Raw genomic sequence first — 17850 nt, 5'->3', positions numbered from 1 at the left:
CCGGGCAGGGTACCGCGAGGGGCTCGCGGTCCTCTGGGCGACGCCCCCGACGTGGCGCGTCGCTCGCTGTGGACGGGCGCCGCGGGAGCCCGCGCGGCAGTAGCCTGGAGGGTATGCCCACTGCGGACCTGCTGCCCCACGTGCCGCCCACGGTGATCACCCACCAGGTCGGGAGCCGGGCCGCGGGCCACGGCCTCGCCTACGCCCGTGAGGGCCGCGTCGAGGATCTGGTCTGGGACGTCGACAGCGGGACCGTCACGGCCGACGTCCAGGGCACCGCGGGCTCCCCCTATCGCACCGTCGTCACCCTCGCCGAGTACGAGGAGGACGCGGTCTCCCGCCGCTTCCTGCCCGCCGAGCCCGGCGGGCTGTGGCGCCCCCGCCGCTCCCGCTGCTCCTGCCCGATCGGGGCGGACTGCAAGCACGTCGCCGCGGTGCTCTACCACCTCGACGACCTCGGCGCGGCCGAGGAGAGGCGCGAGACGCCCGCCGAATGGCGCAGCGTCCTGCGCCCCCTGCTCACCGAGTCCCCGAGCGAGGAGGTCCCCCAGCCCCTCGCCATCCGCTTCGACCTCGAGGTCTCGCGGGTCGGTCCCGGGGTCTCCCGACTGCGCCGCGAGACCGCGACCCCCGCGCTGCTCGCCGAGGGCGGAGACCTCTGGCTGGGGCTGCGTCCGATGACGATGGGGCGCAAGGGCACCTGGATCAAGGGCGGGCTCTCCTGGCGCACCTTCGAGTTCCGGATGGCCGGCCGCGCCTACCACACGGGCCACGCCGAGGCCCTGACCCGCATGTTCGCCTCCGCCACAGCCGAGCGCTCGTACGCGAGCGGCTCGATCGAGCACCTCTGGCTGAACTCCATCGGCTCGCCGCTGATCTGGCAGTCCCTCGCCTACGCGAGGGACGCCGGCGTCGAGTTCCTGCCGGGCGACGGCCTGCGCGCGATCGAGCTCGCGTCCGTCGGCGCGGTCGAGGTCGACCTGCGCATCCCGGAGGGCGCCAGCGACCTCCAGGTCCTCCCCCGCATCACCCTCGAGGGCCAGGACGTCGCGCAGGCCCGCCCCCTGGGCACCGCGGGCGTGATCGCCCTGGACGACCCGTCGGCGCCGACGGACGAGGGCTCGCATTCGCCCACTGCCGGCTTCTCGGCGCGCATCGCGCCCGTCGGCTCCCCGATCCCGACGGCCCTGCAGCGACTCTTCCAGCGGCCCGAGCCGCTCGTCGTGCCCGGCGAGGACCGCGAGGACTTCCTCGAGGACGCCTACCCGCGCCTGCGCACGGTCACGCGCGTGACCAGCAGCGACGGCAGCGTCGAGATGCCGGCGATCGAGCCCGCGACCCTGCACCTGGCCGCCGCCTACGCCCCCGACGACCGCCTCTCGCTCACCTGGACCTGGCGCTACCACGACCCGGCCCGCACCCTGCCCATGGACCAGCGCCAGGGCGTGCGCCGCGACGTGGCCCACGAGGACGAGGTGCTCGCCCGGGTGCGGACCCTGTGGCCGACGGCCGGGGGCGATGCCCCCGAGCAGCTGAGCGGCCCGGACACGGCCCGCTTCTCGGAGCACGTGCTCGACGAGCTCGGCGAGCTGCCGCACGTGCGCACCGAGATCGTCGGCACCCGCCACGCCTACCGCGAGCTCGACGGCGCCCCGAAGGTGCGCATCACGCAGCAGCAGTCCCCCGGCAAGCACGACTGGTTCGACCTGGGCTTCGAGATCACGATCGACGGCCGCCAGATCCCCTTCCCCACCCTGTTCGTCGCGCTCGCGCAGGGCCGGACCCGGATCATGCTCCCGGACAAGACGTACTTCTCCCTGGACAACCCCGCCTTCGACGCCCTGCGCGAGCTCATCGCCGAGGGCGAGGCCCTCGCGGAGTGGGACCCGCAGCAGCAGGCCATCAGCCGTTTCCAGGTCGGCATGTGGGAGGACCTCGAGGAGATCGCGGAGTCCGCCGAGGCGAGCGCGGAGTGGGAGCGCACCGTCGGCGCCCTCCAGGACGCGCGCGACCTCACCCCGCCCCCGCTCCCCCACGCCCTCACCGCGGACCTGCGCGACTACCAGCGCGACGGCTTCTCCTGGCTGGCCTTCCTCTTCCATCACGGGCTGGGCGGTGTGCTGGCCGACGACATGGGCCTCGGCAAGACCGTGCAGACCCTGGCCCTCATCGCACATGCGCGTGAGAGCGCCCCGGTGGTCATCGACGGTGCCGACGGCTCGGTCTCGGACGCCCCGCCGCCGTTCCTCGTCGTCGCGCCCTCCTCCGTGCTCCCGGTGTGGCGGGCCGAGGCCGAGCGCTTCGCCCCGGACCTCGACGTGCGGGTCGTCGATCGCACCTCCCGCGCCCGCGGTGAGGACCTCGCCGAGACGGTCCTCGGCGCGGACCTCGTGGTCACGAGCTACACCGTGCTGCGCATCGACGACGACGAGTTCGCGCGCGAGCAGTTCCAGGGGCTCGTGCTCGACGAGGCGCAGTTCGTGAAGAACCGCCGTTCACGCACGCACCAGGCGGCGAAGAACGTGCGCGCGTCCTTCCACCTCGCGATCACCGGCACGCCGATGGAGAACTCCCTGGACGACCTGTGGTCGATCCTCGAGATCGCCGCGCCCGGCCTGCTGGGTCCCGCGATCGGGTTCCGGCAGCGCTTCACCCTGCCCATCGAGAGCGGCGAGCACCCCGAGCGGATGGACGTGCTGCGCTCGCGGCTGCGGCCGTTCATGCTGCGGCGCACCAAGGAGATGGTCGCCTCCGAGCTCCCCGAGAAGCAGGAGCAGGTGGTGAAGGTCGAGCTGGGCCCCGAGCACAGGGCGCTGTACGACTCGGTGCTGCAGCGCGAGCGCAAGAAGGTCCTCGGCCTGATCGACGCGGACCTCGATCGCAACCGCTTCATCGTCTTCCGCTCCCTGACCCTGCTGCGGATGATGGCGCTCGACCCGTCGATCGTCGACGCCGAGGCCCACGGCGACGTGCCGAGCTCGAAGCTCGAGGCGCTCTTCGACCGGCTCGACGAGGTTCTCGGCGACGGCCACCGGGTGCTGCTGTTCAGCCAGTTCACCTCGCATCTGCGGCACGTGGCCGACGAGCTGACGATGCGAGGGGTCGCCTTCAGCTACCTGGACGGCTCGACCCGGGATCGCGACGCCGCCGTGCGGGAGTTCCGCGAGGGCGATGCGCCCGTCTTCCTCATCTCGCTGAAGGCCGGCGGCTTCGGCCTGACCCTCACGGAGGCCGACTACGTGTTCCTGCTGGATCCGTGGTGGAACCCGGCGGCGGAGAACCAGGCCGTCGACCGCGCCCACCGCATCGGCCAGGAGCGCCGGGTGATGGTCTTCCGCATGGTCGCCGAGGACACCATCGAGGAGAAGGTCCTCGCCCTGCAGCAGCGCAAGGCCGCGCTCTTCGACTCCCTGACCGACGGCGGGAAGGCCTTCCGCTCGGGGATCACCGCGCAGGACATCCGCGAGCTCCTGAGCTAGTCCCCGGCTTCCACCGCCTCGGCCCCCTCCCGGCGCTCGCGCCGGGCCCCGGCCCGATCGCCGGCTGCCGTCATCCCTCGGCATCTCGGACCAATCCGCCTCCGCGAGGCTTCCGAACCCGTGGTGTCCGGCGCGGCGCCGCCGCGCGGGCCAGGACCGGATCCCGACGCCGAGGAGGCACCGCTCATGTTCCACCGTTTCCGTCGCACCACCCTCACCGCTGCGGTCCTCGCGCTCGTGGGCATGGGCCTCGCCGTGCCCGCTGCGAACGCCGAGGAGACCGCGCCCGACGAGACCGCTGCGTCGAGCTCCCTCGTCCAGGGGCCTCTGATCGACGGGCCCCTCATCGATATCGACGGTCTGCTCGAGACGCTCCAGCTGGGCCAGTTCCAGCAGTGAGCGGAGCACCGGGCACGTCGACACACTCCCACAGCGTCACGAGGAGCACGCCCCTGTGAGGATGCGCAGGAACATCGCCCCCGAGTCACCGGAGCGGATCCCGCTCACTCCGGCCCAGCGCGGCATCTGGTACGCGCAGAAGCTGGATCCGGAGAACCCCTCGTTCCAGATCGGGCAGTACCTCGACCTCGAGGGCCCCATCGACCCCCTCCTGCTGAACATCGCCCTGGTGAAGGCGGCCGCGGACCTCGACGCGCTGAGCATGCGGATCCTGGAGGACGAGGACGGGCCGTTCGGAGAGATCCGTCGGCCGCGACCCGGTGAGCATCTCGTGGAGGTCCGCGATCTCTCGCACCTGCCGCGCCACGAGGCGGAGGAGATCGCGCACGCGATCATGGACCGCGAGATGTCCACCGCCCGCGGCATGGACGGCGGGGACCTGCTGGGGGCGACCCTGTTCGTCGTCGGCGAGCGCCGGTCGCTCTTCTTCCTGCGCGTCCACCACGTGCTGATCGACGGCTACTCGGCCGTGGTCGCCCTGCGCTACATCGCCGGGGCCTACTCGAGGCTGGCCCGCCTCGTCCCCGGGACGCACGTCCCCCGGGCGCTCGCACCGGCGCTCGCCCGCGTCGGGGCGAGCTTCCCCTCGCCTCTGCCCGCCCTGGGGGACCTCCACCGGGAGCTGCGCGACTACGAGGCCTCCGACCAGCACGCGGCCGACGCCGAGCACTGGGAGCGGGCGATCGCCCGCGAGGCGCCCCCGGTGGGTCTCGAGGGCCGTTCCGACGGCATCGCCCGCGACGTGGTCCGGATCGACGTGCCCCTCGGCTCCGAGCGCGCACGCCGCCTGGCTCGACTCGATCGGGAGCTGCCCAAGACGCTCATCGCCTCGGTCGCCGTCTACCTGTCCCGGATGACGGGGGCCGAGGTCGTCCCCGTCGGGCTGCCCGTCACCGCCCGGCGGGGACGGATCGCCCGGACCACTCCCTCGATGCTCTCCAGCGTCCTGCCGCTGCGGATCCCGGTATCGCCCTCCGACACCCTGGCGACCGTGGTCTCCGGAACGGGGCGGATCGTCCGCGACGCGGTCGCCCACCAGCGCTTCCGCGTCGAGAACATCGACGATGCGCCGGCCGATCCCGGTCCCTCGGTGAACCTGCTGCCCGTCATCGACGAACTCCGGTTCGGGAGCGCGCGGGGAACGGTGCACATCCTCTCGACCGGCCCCGTGCGGGATCTGTCCATCGTTCTCGGCGATCCCCGCAGCGAGGCCTCCGACCCCGTGCTGCGGATGGAGGGCGACGTCGACCTGCACACGGTCGAGTCCCTGTCGAGGCACGGGGACCGGATCCTCCGTCTGATCGACGCCGCTCTCGAGGCGCCCGCCGCGACGACCGTCGCCGCCGCGCCGGTGGTCGGCGCCGCCGAGCGGGAGCGGCTCCTGGACGGGGGCAGAGGCTCCCGGGACCCCGTGTCCCCGGGGACCCTCCTGGACTCCGCCGCCGCGACCCTGCGCGCCCGCGGCGAGCAGCTCGCGGTCACCGCACCCGATGGCGAGCTCAGCTTCCGCGAGCTCGACGTTCGCGCGACGCTGATGGCGCGCCATCTGGTCCGCGAGGGCGTCCGTCCGGGCGATCGGGTGGCCGTGAGGATCGGCCGCACGGTCGAGCTCCCAGTGCTGGTCCTGGGCATCCTGCGGGCAGGGGGCGCCTTCATGCCCCTGGACCCCGCCTACCCCGTCGGCCGGGTGGCGGACATGATCAGCGATGCCGAGCCCGCCGCGCTGCTGACGACGTCGCAGCAGCTGGCCCGCGACCGGGAGGACGGGGCCGCGTTCGACGTCCCGACCACTGTGATCGACACCGACACCGCGACCTGGTGCCGGCGGGCGGAGGATTCGACGCCCCTTCCTGCGATCGGCCCGGACGACCTCGCCTACGTCATCTTCACGTCGGGCAGCACCGGGCGCCCGAAAGGGGTCGCCGTCGAGCACATGTCCCTGCATGCCCTGCACGAGCACCATCGACGCACGTGGCACGACCCTGCCTCCCAGCGGCTCGGGCGGCCCGTGCGCGCCGCCCACACCGCCGGGCTCTCCTTCGACGCCTCGTGGGACCCGCTGCTGTGGCTGATCTCCGGCCATGAGCTCCACATCGTCGACGACGAGACCCGCCGGGACCCCGAGCGCCTCGCCGCCCTCCTGGACCGGGAGCGGATCGATGCTCTCGAGACCACCCCCTCCTTCGCCGAGGCGCTGATCGACGCCGGGATGCTGGAGCGCGAGCACCGGCCGAGCGAGATCGCCCTGGGCGGCGAGGCCGTGGGCGAGCAGCTCTGGGCCGCTCTCGCGGCCCGTGACGACGTGCATGCCGTGAACCTCTACGGGCCCACCGAGTCGACGGTGGACAGCATGGTCGCCCCCATCGCGACCGGCCGCCGCCCGCATCTCGGCGCTTCCGTGGCCGGCAGCCGCCACTACGTCCTCGACGCCGCGCTGTCCCCGGTCCCCGACCGTGGGGTGGGCGAGCTGTATCTGGCGGGGCACGGGGTCGCCCGGGGATACATCGGCCGACCGGACCTGGACGCCCAGCGCTTCGTCGCCGACCCCTTCGCCGCCGACGGCTCCCGGATGTACCGCACGGGCGACCGGGTCAGGCGCCGCCATGACGGCACGCTGAGGTTCCTCGGACGCACCGACGACCAGGTGAAGATCCGCGGCTACAGGGTCGAGCTGGACGAGGTCGAGGCCGCTCTGCGCCGGCAGGAGGGCGTCGTGGCCGCCGCGGCGATCGTCCGCGGGGAAGGACCGTCCGCGCGGCTCATCGGCTACGTGTCGACCGGCGGGACCGGATCCTCGGCCGGCCCCGGCGCCGCCGCCGGTGAGGGAGCCGAGGCGGCGGAGTCGATCCGCGGTGCTCTGCGCGAGCACCTTCCCGACTACATGGTGCCCGCGGTGGTCCTGGCGCTGCCCCGGCTCCCGGCGACGGCCAACGGGAAGATCGACCGCTCCGGCCTGCCCGATCCGGCCACGGTCACCGGCGGCGGCGTCTCCCGTCCTCCCCGGTCCGCCGCCGAGCGCGCCGTGGCCGCCGGCTTCGGCGCCGTCCTGGAGCGCACCGACATCGGCGTCGACGAGGACTTCTTCGCCGCCGGCGGCCACTCGCTGCTGGCCACGAGGCTCGCCTCCCGGCTCAGCGCCGACCTCGATCGGGCGGTCACCGTGCGGGACGTCTTCGAGCATCCGACGGTCGCCGCCCTCGCCCGCACCCTGCAGGACTCCCCCGGCGCGGCCGTCCCCCCGCGCCCCGAGCGCGGCGCACGCCCCGATCCGGTCCCGGCCTCCCCCAACCAGCGCCGCCTGTGGTTCCTCCACCAGCTGGAGCCCGACTCGGCCGCCTACGCGGTCCCGATCGTGCTGCACCTCGAAGGAGCCCTCGACGTCGGCGCTCTGCGGGCGGCCCTCGACGACGTGATCTCCCGCCACGAGCCCCTGCGCACCCTCCTGCCCGCGGAGCACGGCGAACCCGTCCAGCGGATCCTCCCCGCCGATCAGGTGCCCTCGCCCCTCCTCTGCATCGAGGTGCCGCCCGCCCGGGTGGACGCCGTGATCGCGACGGAGACCCGGCGTCCCTTCGATCTCACCCGGGAGATCCCGCTGCGCGCCGTGCTGCTGCGCTCCGCCGCGGACCGCGCGACCCTCGTGATCACGATGCATCACATCGCGACCGACGGCTGGTCCCTGTCCCCGTTCGCCCGTGACCTCGGCGACGCGTACGCGGCGCGGCACGAGGGACGGGCTCCCCACCTGCAGCCGCTCCCCGTGGACTTCGCGGATGCTGCCGTCTGGCATCAGGACCGGCTCGGCGACGCCGAGGACCCCCACAGCCAGCGGGCGATCCTCACGGCGTTCTGGGAGCGGACCCTCGCGGGCGCGCCTCCGGAGATCTCCCTGCCGCGCGATCGCCCCCGCGGGGCCGCGAACCCGGGGGACACGGCCCAGCAGGGCGTCGGCGAGATCCGCCTCGACCTGTCCCCTCGGCGCCACGCCGCCGTGCGCGAGCTCGCCGCCGCGCACCGCACCAGCCTGTTCATCGTGCTGCACACGGCCCTGGCCGCGGCGCTGCATCAGCACGGGACCGGCGATGACGTGGTGCTCGGGACCCCTGTCGCCGGGCGCGGCGACGCCCGGCTGGAGGACCTCGTCGGATTCTTCGTGAACACCGTCGCGCTGCGCACCTCGCTGCACGGCGACCCGCGCCTCGACGAGCTCCTCGAGCGCGTCCGCGCCGCGAACACCGACGCGTACGCGCACCAGGACCTCCCCTTCGACGCCGTCGTCGACGCCGTCCGCCCTCCGCGGAGCCCAGACCGCCCTCCTCTCGTGCAGGTGCTGCTGACGCTCCAGAACGCGCCGATGGCCCGGCTCGACCTGCCGGGCGTCGACGTCGACGTCCCCGCGCCCTCCACGAGCTCGGGGGTCAAGGCCGATCTCCTGATCGACGTCACCGCCCCGGAGGGCGAGGACGGCCCGCTCACCGTGGCGCTCGGCTTCGACCGGGCACTGTTCGACGCCTCCACCGTCGAGAGGATGCGCGACTCGCTGGAGCGCGTGCTCGCACAGCTCGTGACGGACCCGTCGACCCGCCTGGGCGATCTGCCCACGGCCTCGCCCGCCGAGCTGCGCGCCCTGACGGCGCGCGACCGCGGCCCGGAGCACGGCGCGCCGCTCACGATCCTGGAGCGTCTCGCCGCCGCCGCACGGACCCGGCCGCAGGATCCCGCGCTGGTCGACGCCCATGGTGCGCTCACGGCGGCGGAGCTGCTCGCGCGCGTCGAGGAGATCGCAGCGGGACTGGCCGGGATCGGGATCGCGCAGGGGGACCGGGTCGCTCTCGCCCTCCCTCGCGACAGGGACGCCATCGCCGTCCTGCTCGGCGTGCTCCGGGCCGGCGCCGTCGCCGTCCCGCTGGACGCCTCCCACCCCGATGCGCGCCTCGCACGCGTCCTGGACTCGGCGGACCCGCGTGTCCTGCTGACCGGCGATCCCGCGCGGTTCCGCGCCCTGCGTCAGGAGGTGCCCGACGGCCCGTCCGACCCCGGCGCGACGATGATCGTCCTCGCGCCGGGTGATCTGCCGTCGGGCGGATCGGCGCCCGCGCAGCCGGGCATCGAGGACACCGCCTACCTGGTCCACACCTCCGGGACGACCGGCGACCCCAAGGGCGTGCAGGTCTCGCACGCCGCGCTCGGCACCCTTCTGCGTCACCACGAGAGGACGCTCATCGGCCCCCTGCGGGACCGTCTGGGCCGAGCACCCCGGATGCTGCACGTCTCGGGCCTCGCCTTCGACGCCGCCTGGGACCCGGTCCTCTGGCTCGTCGCCGGCAGCACGCTGATCATGGCGGACCAGGACGTCCAGGCCGACGCCGAGGCGGTCCTCGACGCGATCGGCCGCGAGCGCATCGACGTGCTCGAGACGACCCCCTCGTACGCGACGCGGCTCGTCGAGGCCGGACTCGAGGACGCCGTGCTCAGCGGGTCCGGCTCCCTGCTCCTGGCGCTCGGCGGCGAGGCCGTCCCTCCGTCCCTCTGGGACCTGATCGCCCGCAGCGAGGTCCTCGAGGGGCGGAACCTGTACGGCCCGAGCGAGGCCACGGTCGACGCCCTGGTCGCGCCGATCCGCTCCGGGGCCGTGGTCCTCGGGCGCCCCGTCGACGGGGTCGCGATCCGCGTGCTCGACGATCTGCTGCGTCCCGTCCCCGCCGGAGTCGAGGGGGAGCTCTACCTCTCGGGCGCGACCCTCGCCGACGGCTACCGCGGCCGCTCCGCGGAGACCGCCTCCCGCTTCATCGCCGACCCCACCGGCGACGGCGAGCGGATGTACCGCACGGGCGACGTGGTCCGCCGTGGCGCCGACGGCTCGCTGCGCTTCGTGCGCCGCACGGACGACCAGGTCAAGCTGCGGGGCTACCGCATCGAGACCGGGGATGTCGAGAGCGCCCTGGAGCGATCTGCCGGCGTGCGCGCCGCCGTCGTCCGGGTGGTGGCACCCGGCGGCGAGGGCACGGAGCGGATCGCCGCCTGGGTCAGCGGAGAGGTCGACCCGGAGGAGGTGCACCGGCGCGCCCGGGACGAGCTGCCCGCCTACATGGTCCCGACGAGCGTGCTCGTCCTCCCGGAGCTGCCCCTGAACGCGAACGGCAAGGTCGACGTCCCGGCGCTCCCGGATCCCCAGCGGTCCACCGGCCCGCATCGCGGCCCTCGCGACGAGGCCGAGCAGCGGATGTGCCACGTGCTGGCGGAGGTGCTCGCCGTGACGGAGCCCGGACCGGACGAGGACTTCTTCGAGCTGGGGGGCCACTCGCTCCTCGCCGTCCGCCTCGTCGGCAGGATCCGGGAGGAGTTCGGCGCGGCGCTCCCCGTGCGTGCAGTCTTCGACCACCCCACCGCGGCTCAGCTGTTGGCCGACGTGAGGGCGCAGGGGGCCGGGACCGAGGGCGTGACCCCGCGGCACCAGGACTCGTCCGATGCCCCGTCCTCGTGTGAGGGCACCGCCGTGTCGGGGCGGCTGCGGGAGTGGGTGCGGAACCATCCGCGCCCTCGCGACGAGGAGCTCCCGCTCTCCCCCGACCAGGAGCGCCTGTGGTTCCTGCACCGCCTCGACCCCTCGTCGGCCGAGTACACGGTGCTGCTCGAGTGCGACCTCGAGGGGGACCTCGACGTCGAGGCGCTCGGCGGTGCGATCGACGACCTCGTGGCCCGCCACGAGATCCTGCGCACCGTCTTCCCCGAGGTGGAGGGCCGAGGAGTCCAGCGCGTCCTCGACCCGCCCGTCGGCATCCTCCAGGACGGCCCGATCGACGTCACCGCGGGATTCGACCTCGCCGCGCGGATCCCCCTGCGCGCCGGGCTGGAGCGGACGGGCGCCGAACGCTGGCATCTGACCCTCGCCATCCACCACATCGCGACCGACGGCGCCTCGCTGAGACCGCTCACGCGCGACCTGTCCACGGCCTACAGCGCCCGCTCCGGCGGCATGCGCTCGGCGACCCGCCCCCTTACCGTGCAGTTCGCCGATCACGCCCGTCACCAGCGCATGCGCCACGCCGAGGACCCGGCGCGGGACCCCCGTCCCGCCGCCTGGGCGGATCGGCTCGCGGGCGCACCCGAGGAGCTGGACCTGCCTGCGGACGGCCAGCGGGGAGAGGCAGGCACCCGTCCCGCGCACTCCCGGACCTTCACGATCCCCGCCGAGGTCGCCGCGCCTCTCCTGCATCAGGGACGCGCTGCCGGCGGCACCGGCTTCCACACCTGGCTCGCCGCGCTCGTCTCCTATCTGCAGCGCATCGGCGCGGGCGACGACATCGTGATCGGGGCGCCCTCCGCCGGGCGGGACGACCCCGACCTCGCCGACCTCGTCGGGTTCTTCGTCACCACTCTTCCGCTCCGGATGCGGGTCGACGGGACCATGACGTTCGGCGACGTGGTGGGGCGCGCCCGCGAGGCCGCTCTGGCCGCGATGGAGGACGACGGCATCCCCTTCGAGCGCATCGTCGAGGCCGTGGCCCCTGCACGCCGCTTCGGGCGCCATCCGCTGTTCCAGACCATGCTCTCCCTCGAGGAGACGGACGGGGCCGTCCTGGACCTGCCGGGCGTCGCCGTCACCCGCGGCGCCCCCGAGACGACGGGCGCGGCCAAGGTCGACCTCTCGTTCACGCTCCGACCGGACGCCGAGGGCGGCATGGAAGGGATCCTCGAGTACGACGCCGAGCTGTTCAGCGACCTGGCCGCTCGCGGTCTCATCGACCGCTGGCTCGCCTTCCTCGGCGGCATCGCCGGGGACCCCGGGGCGTGCGTCGGCAGGGTCCCCGCGGGGCCGCCGTCGACGCCTCTGACTCCGTGGCCCGCGACGGCACCCGCGCAGAGCGTGCTCGCGGCTCTCGCGGACTCCGCCGCCTCGCGCCCGGACGCGTCGGCGCTCGTCGGCCCGGATCGAGCCCTGACGACCGCCGAGCTCGCCGCTCGCGTCGACGGGATCGCCGGAGGCCTCCGAGCCGCCGGAGTCGGGACCGGGGACCGCGTCGCTCTGGCCGTGCGCCGCGGCAGCGACTCCGTCGCCGGGATGCTCGGCATCTGGAGGGCGGGCGGGGTCGCGGTCCCGCTCGACATCGGCCTGCCCGCCGAGCGGGTGATGGCCATGATGCGCGCATCGGCGCCACGCCTTCTGCTGCACACCGGACATGCGGACGAGCAGGACGCCGCGGCGAGCGCGCGTGCGTCGGGGCTCGACGCCGACCGCATCCTGACGATCGACGGCCTCCCCGCCGGGGAGCCTCCGCAGCACCTGCCGGGTCCCGAGGACGGCGCCTACATCATCTTCACCTCGGGCACCACCGGGACGCCGAAGGGCGTCCGGGTTCCCCACCGCGCCCTCACGCGACTCCTGACCAGCCACCGCTCGACCCTCCTGCCCGATCCCGCGCGCCGCCGTCTGCGGCTCGCCCACACCACGGGAGTCGGCTTCGACGCCTCGCTCGATCCCGTCCTGTGGTGCGTCGCGGGGCACGAGGTCCATGTGGTCGACGAGCTCGTGCGCAGGGACCCCGAGGCCCTTGTCGCCCTGTTCGCGCGGGAGCGGATCGACGCCTGGGAGGCCACCCCGGGCCATGTCGACGCCCTGCGCGGGCAGACCGGGCTCACCGACCTGCTCGATGGCGGGGACCCGGAGGATCCCTTCCTCCTGCTGCTGGGCGGGGAGCCCGTCGACCCCGGCCTGTGGGACTGGGTGCGCGAGCGCCGCGCGGTCCAGGGGTGGAACCTCTACGGGCCCACCGAGGCAGGGGTCGACACCCTGGTCGCGCCCCTCGCCGACAGCATGCGGCCCGTCCTCGGAGCGCCCACCTGCGGGACCGTCGCCCGGGTCCTGGACGCGGATCTGCGTCCGGTGCCCGTCGGCAGCATCGGCGAGCTCTGGCTCAGCGGCCCTCAGCTCGCCGACGGATACCTGGGCGATCCGGCCGCGACCGCCGGGCGCTTCGTCGCGGACCCGTTCGCGGGGGACGGCAGCCGCATGTACCGCACCGGCGATCTCGTCTCCGTGCGGGACGCGGAACCGGGGCGCAGAGCGCCCGTCATCGCCCTCGGGCGCATCGACGACCAGGTGAAGATCCGCGGGCATCGGATCGAGCCCGGCGAGATCGCCGCCGTCATCACGGCGCAGCACACCGTCGCGCAGGCGATCGTGCGCACGGTCGACGGCGCCCGCGGCACCGCGCTCGCCGCCTGGGTGGTGCCGGCGCCCGGCGTGGAGGCCGACGGACTGCGCGGCCGGCTCGAGCAGGCGCTCGCCGCGCGGCTGCCCGAGTACATGCTCCCCTCGTCGATCACTGCGATCCAGGACATCCCGCTGACGTCGAACGGGAAGGTGGACGCGCGCGCCCTTCCCGGGCCGACGTCCGCCGTCGGTGCGGGGCGCGCCCCGCGGCCGGGCACCGAGACCGTGATCGCCGAGGCGTTCGCCGACGTGCTGGAGGTCGAGGACGTCCGGGCCGACGACTCCTTCTTCGCACTGGGAGGGCACTCCTTCGTCGCCCGTCCTGCGACGGCGGCGATCGGCAGGGCGCTGGGGCGCGAGGTCCCGATCCACGCCCTCCTGCGCACCCCGACCGTGGCGGGACTCGCCGCGGCGCTCGACGCCGCCGAGCCCGCCACAGGGCACGCGGCCGAGGTCGACGCGCTCGGCGTCGTGCTGCCGCTGCGGCCCGACGGCCGGGGCGATCCGCTGTTCGCCGTCCATCCGGCCAGCGGTCTCGCGTGGGCCTTCTCCGGTCTCCTGCCCCATCTGAGCACGACCCGGCCGGTGATCGGACTGCAGCTCCCGGGCCTCGCCCCGTCGGCCGACGGGGACGACGCGACGGACGCCGACGAGACCCTCGACGACCTGCTGGACCACTATCTGCGCGCCATCCGATCCGTCCAGAGCCACGGCCCGTACCACCTGCTGGGGTATTCGCTCGGAGGGCGCATCGCCCATCGGATCGCCGCCCGCCTGCAGAGCGCCGGCGAGGAGGTCGCCCTCCTCGCGGTCCTCGACGCCTACCCGGGTCAGGACGCGCTGCACGGCGTCCGCGACGAGCAGGAGCGCTGGCGCGCCTTCCTCGACGCCCAGGGGACGCCGATACCGGAGGGCCGACTGGACGTCTCCACCGTCCTCGCGACCCTCAGGGCGGCCGGCAATGCCCTGGGGAACGTCCCCGCCGCGGCGGCCCGGCGCATGGCGGCCCGCTTCCCGCAGGTGGCGGCGCTCCTGGACGACGCCGCCCTGCCGGTCGTCGACGGCGACCTGGAGCTGATCGAGGCCACCGCCCAGGTGCCGCAGGGCCGACCCGCACCGGAGGCGTGGGCTCCGTACGTCCGTGGGGCCGTGACCGTCGAGCGGGTCGCCTCACGGCATTCCGATCTCCTGTCCGATCCGGCGGCGCGCGAGGTCGCGGCGTGGCTCGACTCGATCATCCCCGGCGCGGAATCGCACCGAACCGGATCGCCGAGCGCTCCGAACCACTCTCGAACCCGACCTGACGACGGCAGAGGAAGCGCACGATGACCAACCCCTTCGACGACCCCGACGGCACCTTCCGAGTTCTCGTGAACGAGCGCGGCCAGCACTCGCTGTGGCCCGAGTCCGCGGACCTCCCCCGCGGCTGGGTCGCGGTCTTCGGGCCCGGCTCGCGCGCCGACTGCCTCGGCCACGTCTCGGCCTCCTGGTCCGACATCACTCCCGCCCGGTCCGACGACGGAGCGCGAGAGGCCTCGTGATCGCCCTGCACGGCCTCGTCAAACGGTTCGGCGGGCGGACGGCACTGGACGGCGTCGACCTCGAGGTCCCCGCCGGCACGGTGCACGGCCTGCTGGGGCCCAACGGCGCGGGCAAGACCACGATCGTGCGGGTCCTGACGACGCTCCTCTCCCCGGACGCCGGCGACGCCCTCGTCGCCGGCCGCTCCGTGCGTTCGCATCCCGACGACGTGCGGCGCAGTCTCGGCGTCTCCGGCCAGTACGCCGCGGTCGACGAGCGCCTCACCGGCTTCGAGAACCTGCGGATGGTGGCACGGCTCTACGGCATGCCCCGGCGCACGGCCGTCGAGCGGGCCCGGGGACTGCTGGCCGACTTCCGCCTCGAGGACGTCGCCGACACGCTGCTGGCCGGCCAGTACTCCGGTGGCATGCGCCGACGCCTCGACCTCGCCGGTGCGGTGATCGCGCGCCCGCCGGTGGTCATCCTCGACGAGCCCACGACGGGCCTGGACCCGCGAGGGCGGCGCGACACGTGGGATGCGGTGGACTCCCTCACGGCGGACGGGGTGACGGTCCTGCTGACCACCCAGTACCTCGAGGAGGCGGACCGGCTCGCCGACTCGATCTCGGTGATCGACCGGGGCCGCATCGTCGCGGAGGGGTCGGCCAGGGAGCTCAAGTCCCGCGCCGGGGGCTCGCGCATCGACGTCTCGTGCACGAGGGTCGACCAGGTGCGCACCGCCCGCACGGCGCTCTCCCGGCACGGTCTCGAGGCCGACGCGGACGACCGCGGGCATCGGCTCACCCTGAGCACGGAGGAGGGCGTCGGCGGCCTCGGCCGCGTGCTCCGCGCTCTCGAGGAAGCAGGCATCGACGTCGAGGAGGCGTCCCTGCGACAGCCCACGCTCGACGAGGTCTTCCTCGCCCTGACCGGGGACCAGGAGTCGGGCGGCCGTCCGAGCGGCTCGCGGCGGTCGCCGGAATCGGAGCCCGCACGATGAGGGCCCTGAGAGCCCTCGGCGACGGCGGGGTCATCGCCCGGCGCAACCTCATCGGTCTGCGGCGCACGCCGGGCGCCCTCGTCACCGGGATCGCGCAGCCGATCCTCTTCGTGCTCATCCTCGCCTTCGTGTTCGGTGGCGCGCTCGGCGGCGATCAGTACCGCGAGTTCCTGATCGGCGGGATCCTCGCGCAGACCCTCACCTTCAACTCGTCGTTCACCGCGGTGTACCTCGCGAAGGATCTGCAGTCCGGCCTGATCGACCGATTCCGCGCCCTGCCCATGTCGCGCGTCGGGGTCATCCTGGGCAGGACCGTCTCGGACCTCGCCACGAGTGCCATCTCGGTCCTCGTCATCCTCGTCTGCGGGCTCGCCATCGGCTGGCGACCCACCAGTGGGATCGGCTCGATCCTGCTCACCTGCGCCCTGCTGATGCTGTTCGCCTTCGCGGTCTCCTGGGTGGGTGCGCTGATCGCCCTGACGGCGCGCTCGGTGGAGGTCGCCCAGAGCGTGGGCCTGCTGTGGCTGTTCCCCGTGTGCTTCGTCTCGGGCGCGTTCGTCTCGGCCGACATGCTCCCCTCCGCGCTGCAGGCCGTTGCCCGCTGGAACCCCGTCACGGCGGTCGCGACCGCCGCACGAGAGGGCTTCGGGAACTCGGCCCCTGCGGGCTTCGTGGCGCCCGGCGGCTGGCCGGCGGAACATCCCGCCCTCTACGCGACGCTGTGCTGCGTCGCCCTCATCGCGGTGTTCGCGCCCCTGGCGGTCGTGCGCTATCGGAGCATCGGCCGTCGGTGATCGCCACGCTGGGGACCACGGTCGGCGCCGTCGCGGAGGCTGCGCTCCCCCTCGGCGGCCTGCCGTCGCTCGCCGCGCCCGAGGACCTCGTCGCAGCGGGCGCACGGCAAGGGGCCCATGCCGAGCGCACCCTGGCCGGTCGCGTCGCGCTGCGTCTTCTGCTCGCGCACGTGCTGGGCGCTCCAGCTGCGGAGGCGCCGCTGCTGCCGATCGAGCGCACATGCGACGTGTGCGGCGAACCCCATGGCCGGCCCAGGACAGCCGGTGCCGCTCTCTCCGGATCCGCCTCCGGCCCGCATGTCCTCGTCGCCGTGGCGGCGTGCGAGGACGGCGCGGAGGAACCGCCTCCGCTCGGCGTGGACATCCAGGAGCTGCCGCGGACGCTGTGGGACGGCTTCGACGCCGCGGTCCTGCACCCGGACGAGCACCTCACGGAACCCGCTGGTACGCGGGCCCGCGTGGATCTGTGGACCCGCAAGGAGGCCGTCCTGAAGGCCGCGGGCGTCGGCCTCCGCATCGATCCGCACCGGCTCCGCCTCGTGCCCCGCCTAACGCGCGGCGTGCGGCAGTGGGCAGTGCACGAGTGCTCTCCCCGCCCGACCCTCGGTCTCGTCGTCGAGGACCTGCCCGGGGAGGTCCCCTGTGCGCTCGCGACGAGCGCCGACAGCCGTCGGCCGATGCGCGCGCACGACCTCGGCCCGCTCCTGCCCGCGGCACGATGACCGGCCGCAGGTGCACTGCCCCGCACGCGCGGCTCGTTCTCGCCCGCACCGGTCCACCGTCGCCGGACGCACAGGACCCCGGCACCGATGCGGTGCCGGGGTCCTGTGAGAAGACGTGATCGGGTCGATCAGCGCTTCGAGTACTGCGGGGCCTTGCGGGCCTTCTTGAGACCGGCCTTCTTGCGCTCGATGACGCGGGCGTCGCGGCTCAGGAAGCCGGCCTTCTTGAGCGCGGGACGGTTGTTGTCCCGGTCGATCTCGTTGAGCGCGCGGGCCACGCCCAGGCGCAGGGCGCCGGCCTGGCCGGAGGCGCCGCCGCCGTTGATGCGGGCGACGACGTCGAAGCGGCCCTGGAGGTCGAGCACCTTGAAGGGCTCGTTGACCTCCTGCTGGTGCACCTTGTTCGGGAAGTACTCCTCGAGGCTGCGGCCGTTCACGGTCCAGGTGCCGGTGCCGGGCACCAGGCGGACGCGGGCGACGGCCTGCTTGCGGCGACCGGTGCCGCCACCGGGTGCGGTGATCGACTGGCCGGTGCCGACAGTCGCCTCAGCGGTGGACTCGGTCGTGAAGTTGGTCGGAGTCTCGTCGAGGGTCTCGACGGTCTCGGTGGTCTCTGTCACGGTTCTCCTCAGTATGTTCCGTGCGGCAGGGCGAGCGCGGG

8 protein-coding genes are annotated in these 17850 nt (G+C 74.1%); 7 read left to right on the top strand and 1 reads right to left on the bottom strand.

Features of this window, described 5'->3' with window-relative positions; all coding sequences use genetic code 11:
- The first annotated feature begins 113 nt into the window (after positions 1-113).
- The 7 genes from M4486_RS00360 to M4486_RS00330 all read left to right on the top strand — a co-directional run bounded on the left by M4486_RS00360 (position 114) and on the right by M4486_RS00330 (position 17189).
- Positions 114-3479: a DEAD/DEAH box helicase gene (locus M4486_RS00360; RefSeq protein WP_249479018.1), complete on the top strand. Its 3366-nt coding sequence runs from the start codon at positions 114-116 to the stop codon at positions 3477-3479.
- Between the two features lie 186 nt (positions 3480-3665).
- A complete protein-coding gene (locus M4486_RS00355) occupies positions 3666-3878 on the top strand; it encodes a hypothetical protein (protein ID WP_152351827.1) in 213 nt (70 codons plus the stop codon).
- 61 nt (positions 3879-3939) lie between these two features.
- Positions 3940-14481, top strand: coding sequence for a non-ribosomal peptide synthetase (locus tag M4486_RS00350; protein WP_249481181.1), 10542 nt, complete (start codon positions 3940-3942; stop codon positions 14479-14481).
- Positions 14478-14693: an MbtH family protein gene (locus tag M4486_RS00345; RefSeq protein WP_249479016.1), complete on the top strand. Its 216-nt coding sequence runs from the start codon at positions 14478-14480 to the stop codon at positions 14691-14693. The genes M4486_RS00350 and M4486_RS00345 overlap by 4 nt, the downstream gene beginning before the upstream one ends.
- Positions 14690-15673, top strand: coding sequence for an ATP-binding cassette domain-containing protein (locus M4486_RS00340; RefSeq protein ID WP_249479015.1), 984 nt, complete (start codon positions 14690-14692; stop codon positions 15671-15673). Before M4486_RS00345 ends, M4486_RS00340 begins: the two co-directional genes overlap by 4 nt.
- Positions 15670-16467, top strand: coding sequence for an ABC transporter permease (locus M4486_RS00335; protein WP_249479014.1), 798 nt, complete (start codon positions 15670-15672; stop codon positions 16465-16467). The genes M4486_RS00340 and M4486_RS00335 overlap by 4 nt, the downstream gene beginning before the upstream one ends.
- Positions 16464-17189, top strand: a complete 726-nt coding sequence (locus M4486_RS00330) for a 4'-phosphopantetheinyl transferase family protein (RefSeq protein ID WP_249479013.1) — start codon at positions 16464-16466, stop codon at positions 17187-17189. The genes M4486_RS00335 and M4486_RS00330 overlap by 4 nt, the downstream gene beginning before the upstream one ends.
- A 128-nt stretch (positions 17190-17317) precedes the next feature.
- Here M4486_RS00330 and rpsI read toward each other — a convergent pair whose 3' ends face one another.
- On the bottom strand, positions 17318-17809 hold the full coding sequence (rpsI, locus tag M4486_RS00325) for a 30S ribosomal protein S9 (protein WP_249479011.1): 492 nt from the start codon (positions 17807-17809) through the stop codon (positions 17318-17320).
- Between the last annotated feature and the right edge of the window lie 41 nt (positions 17810-17850).

The sequence above is a fragment of the Brachybacterium kimchii genome (assembly GCF_023373525.1).
Lineage (GTDB): Bacteria > Actinomycetota > Actinomycetes > Actinomycetales > Dermabacteraceae > Brachybacterium > Brachybacterium kimchii.
The sequence above is the reverse complement of the archived record's forward strand: the minus strand, read 5'-3'. Positions and strand labels throughout refer to the sequence as shown.

Bases quoted from the DNA above. Each gene is read 5' to 3' on its own strand.
- M4486_RS00360 (WP_249479018.1), top strand. From the start codon at position 114: ATGCCCACTGCGGACCTGCTGCCCCACGTGCCGCCCACGGTGATCACC.
- M4486_RS00355 (WP_152351827.1), top strand. From the start codon at position 3,666: ATGTTCCACCGTTTCCGTCGCACCACCCTCACCGCTGCGGTCCTCGCG.
- M4486_RS00350 (WP_249481181.1), top strand. From the start codon at position 3,940: ATGCGCAGGAACATCGCCCCCGAGTCACCGGAGCGGATCCCGCTCACT.
- M4486_RS00345 (WP_249479016.1), top strand. From the start codon at position 14,478: ATGACCAACCCCTTCGACGACCCCGACGGCACCTTCCGAGTTCTCGTG.
- M4486_RS00335 (WP_249479014.1), top strand. From the start codon at position 15,670: ATGAGGGCCCTGAGAGCCCTCGGCGACGGCGGGGTCATCGCCCGGCGC.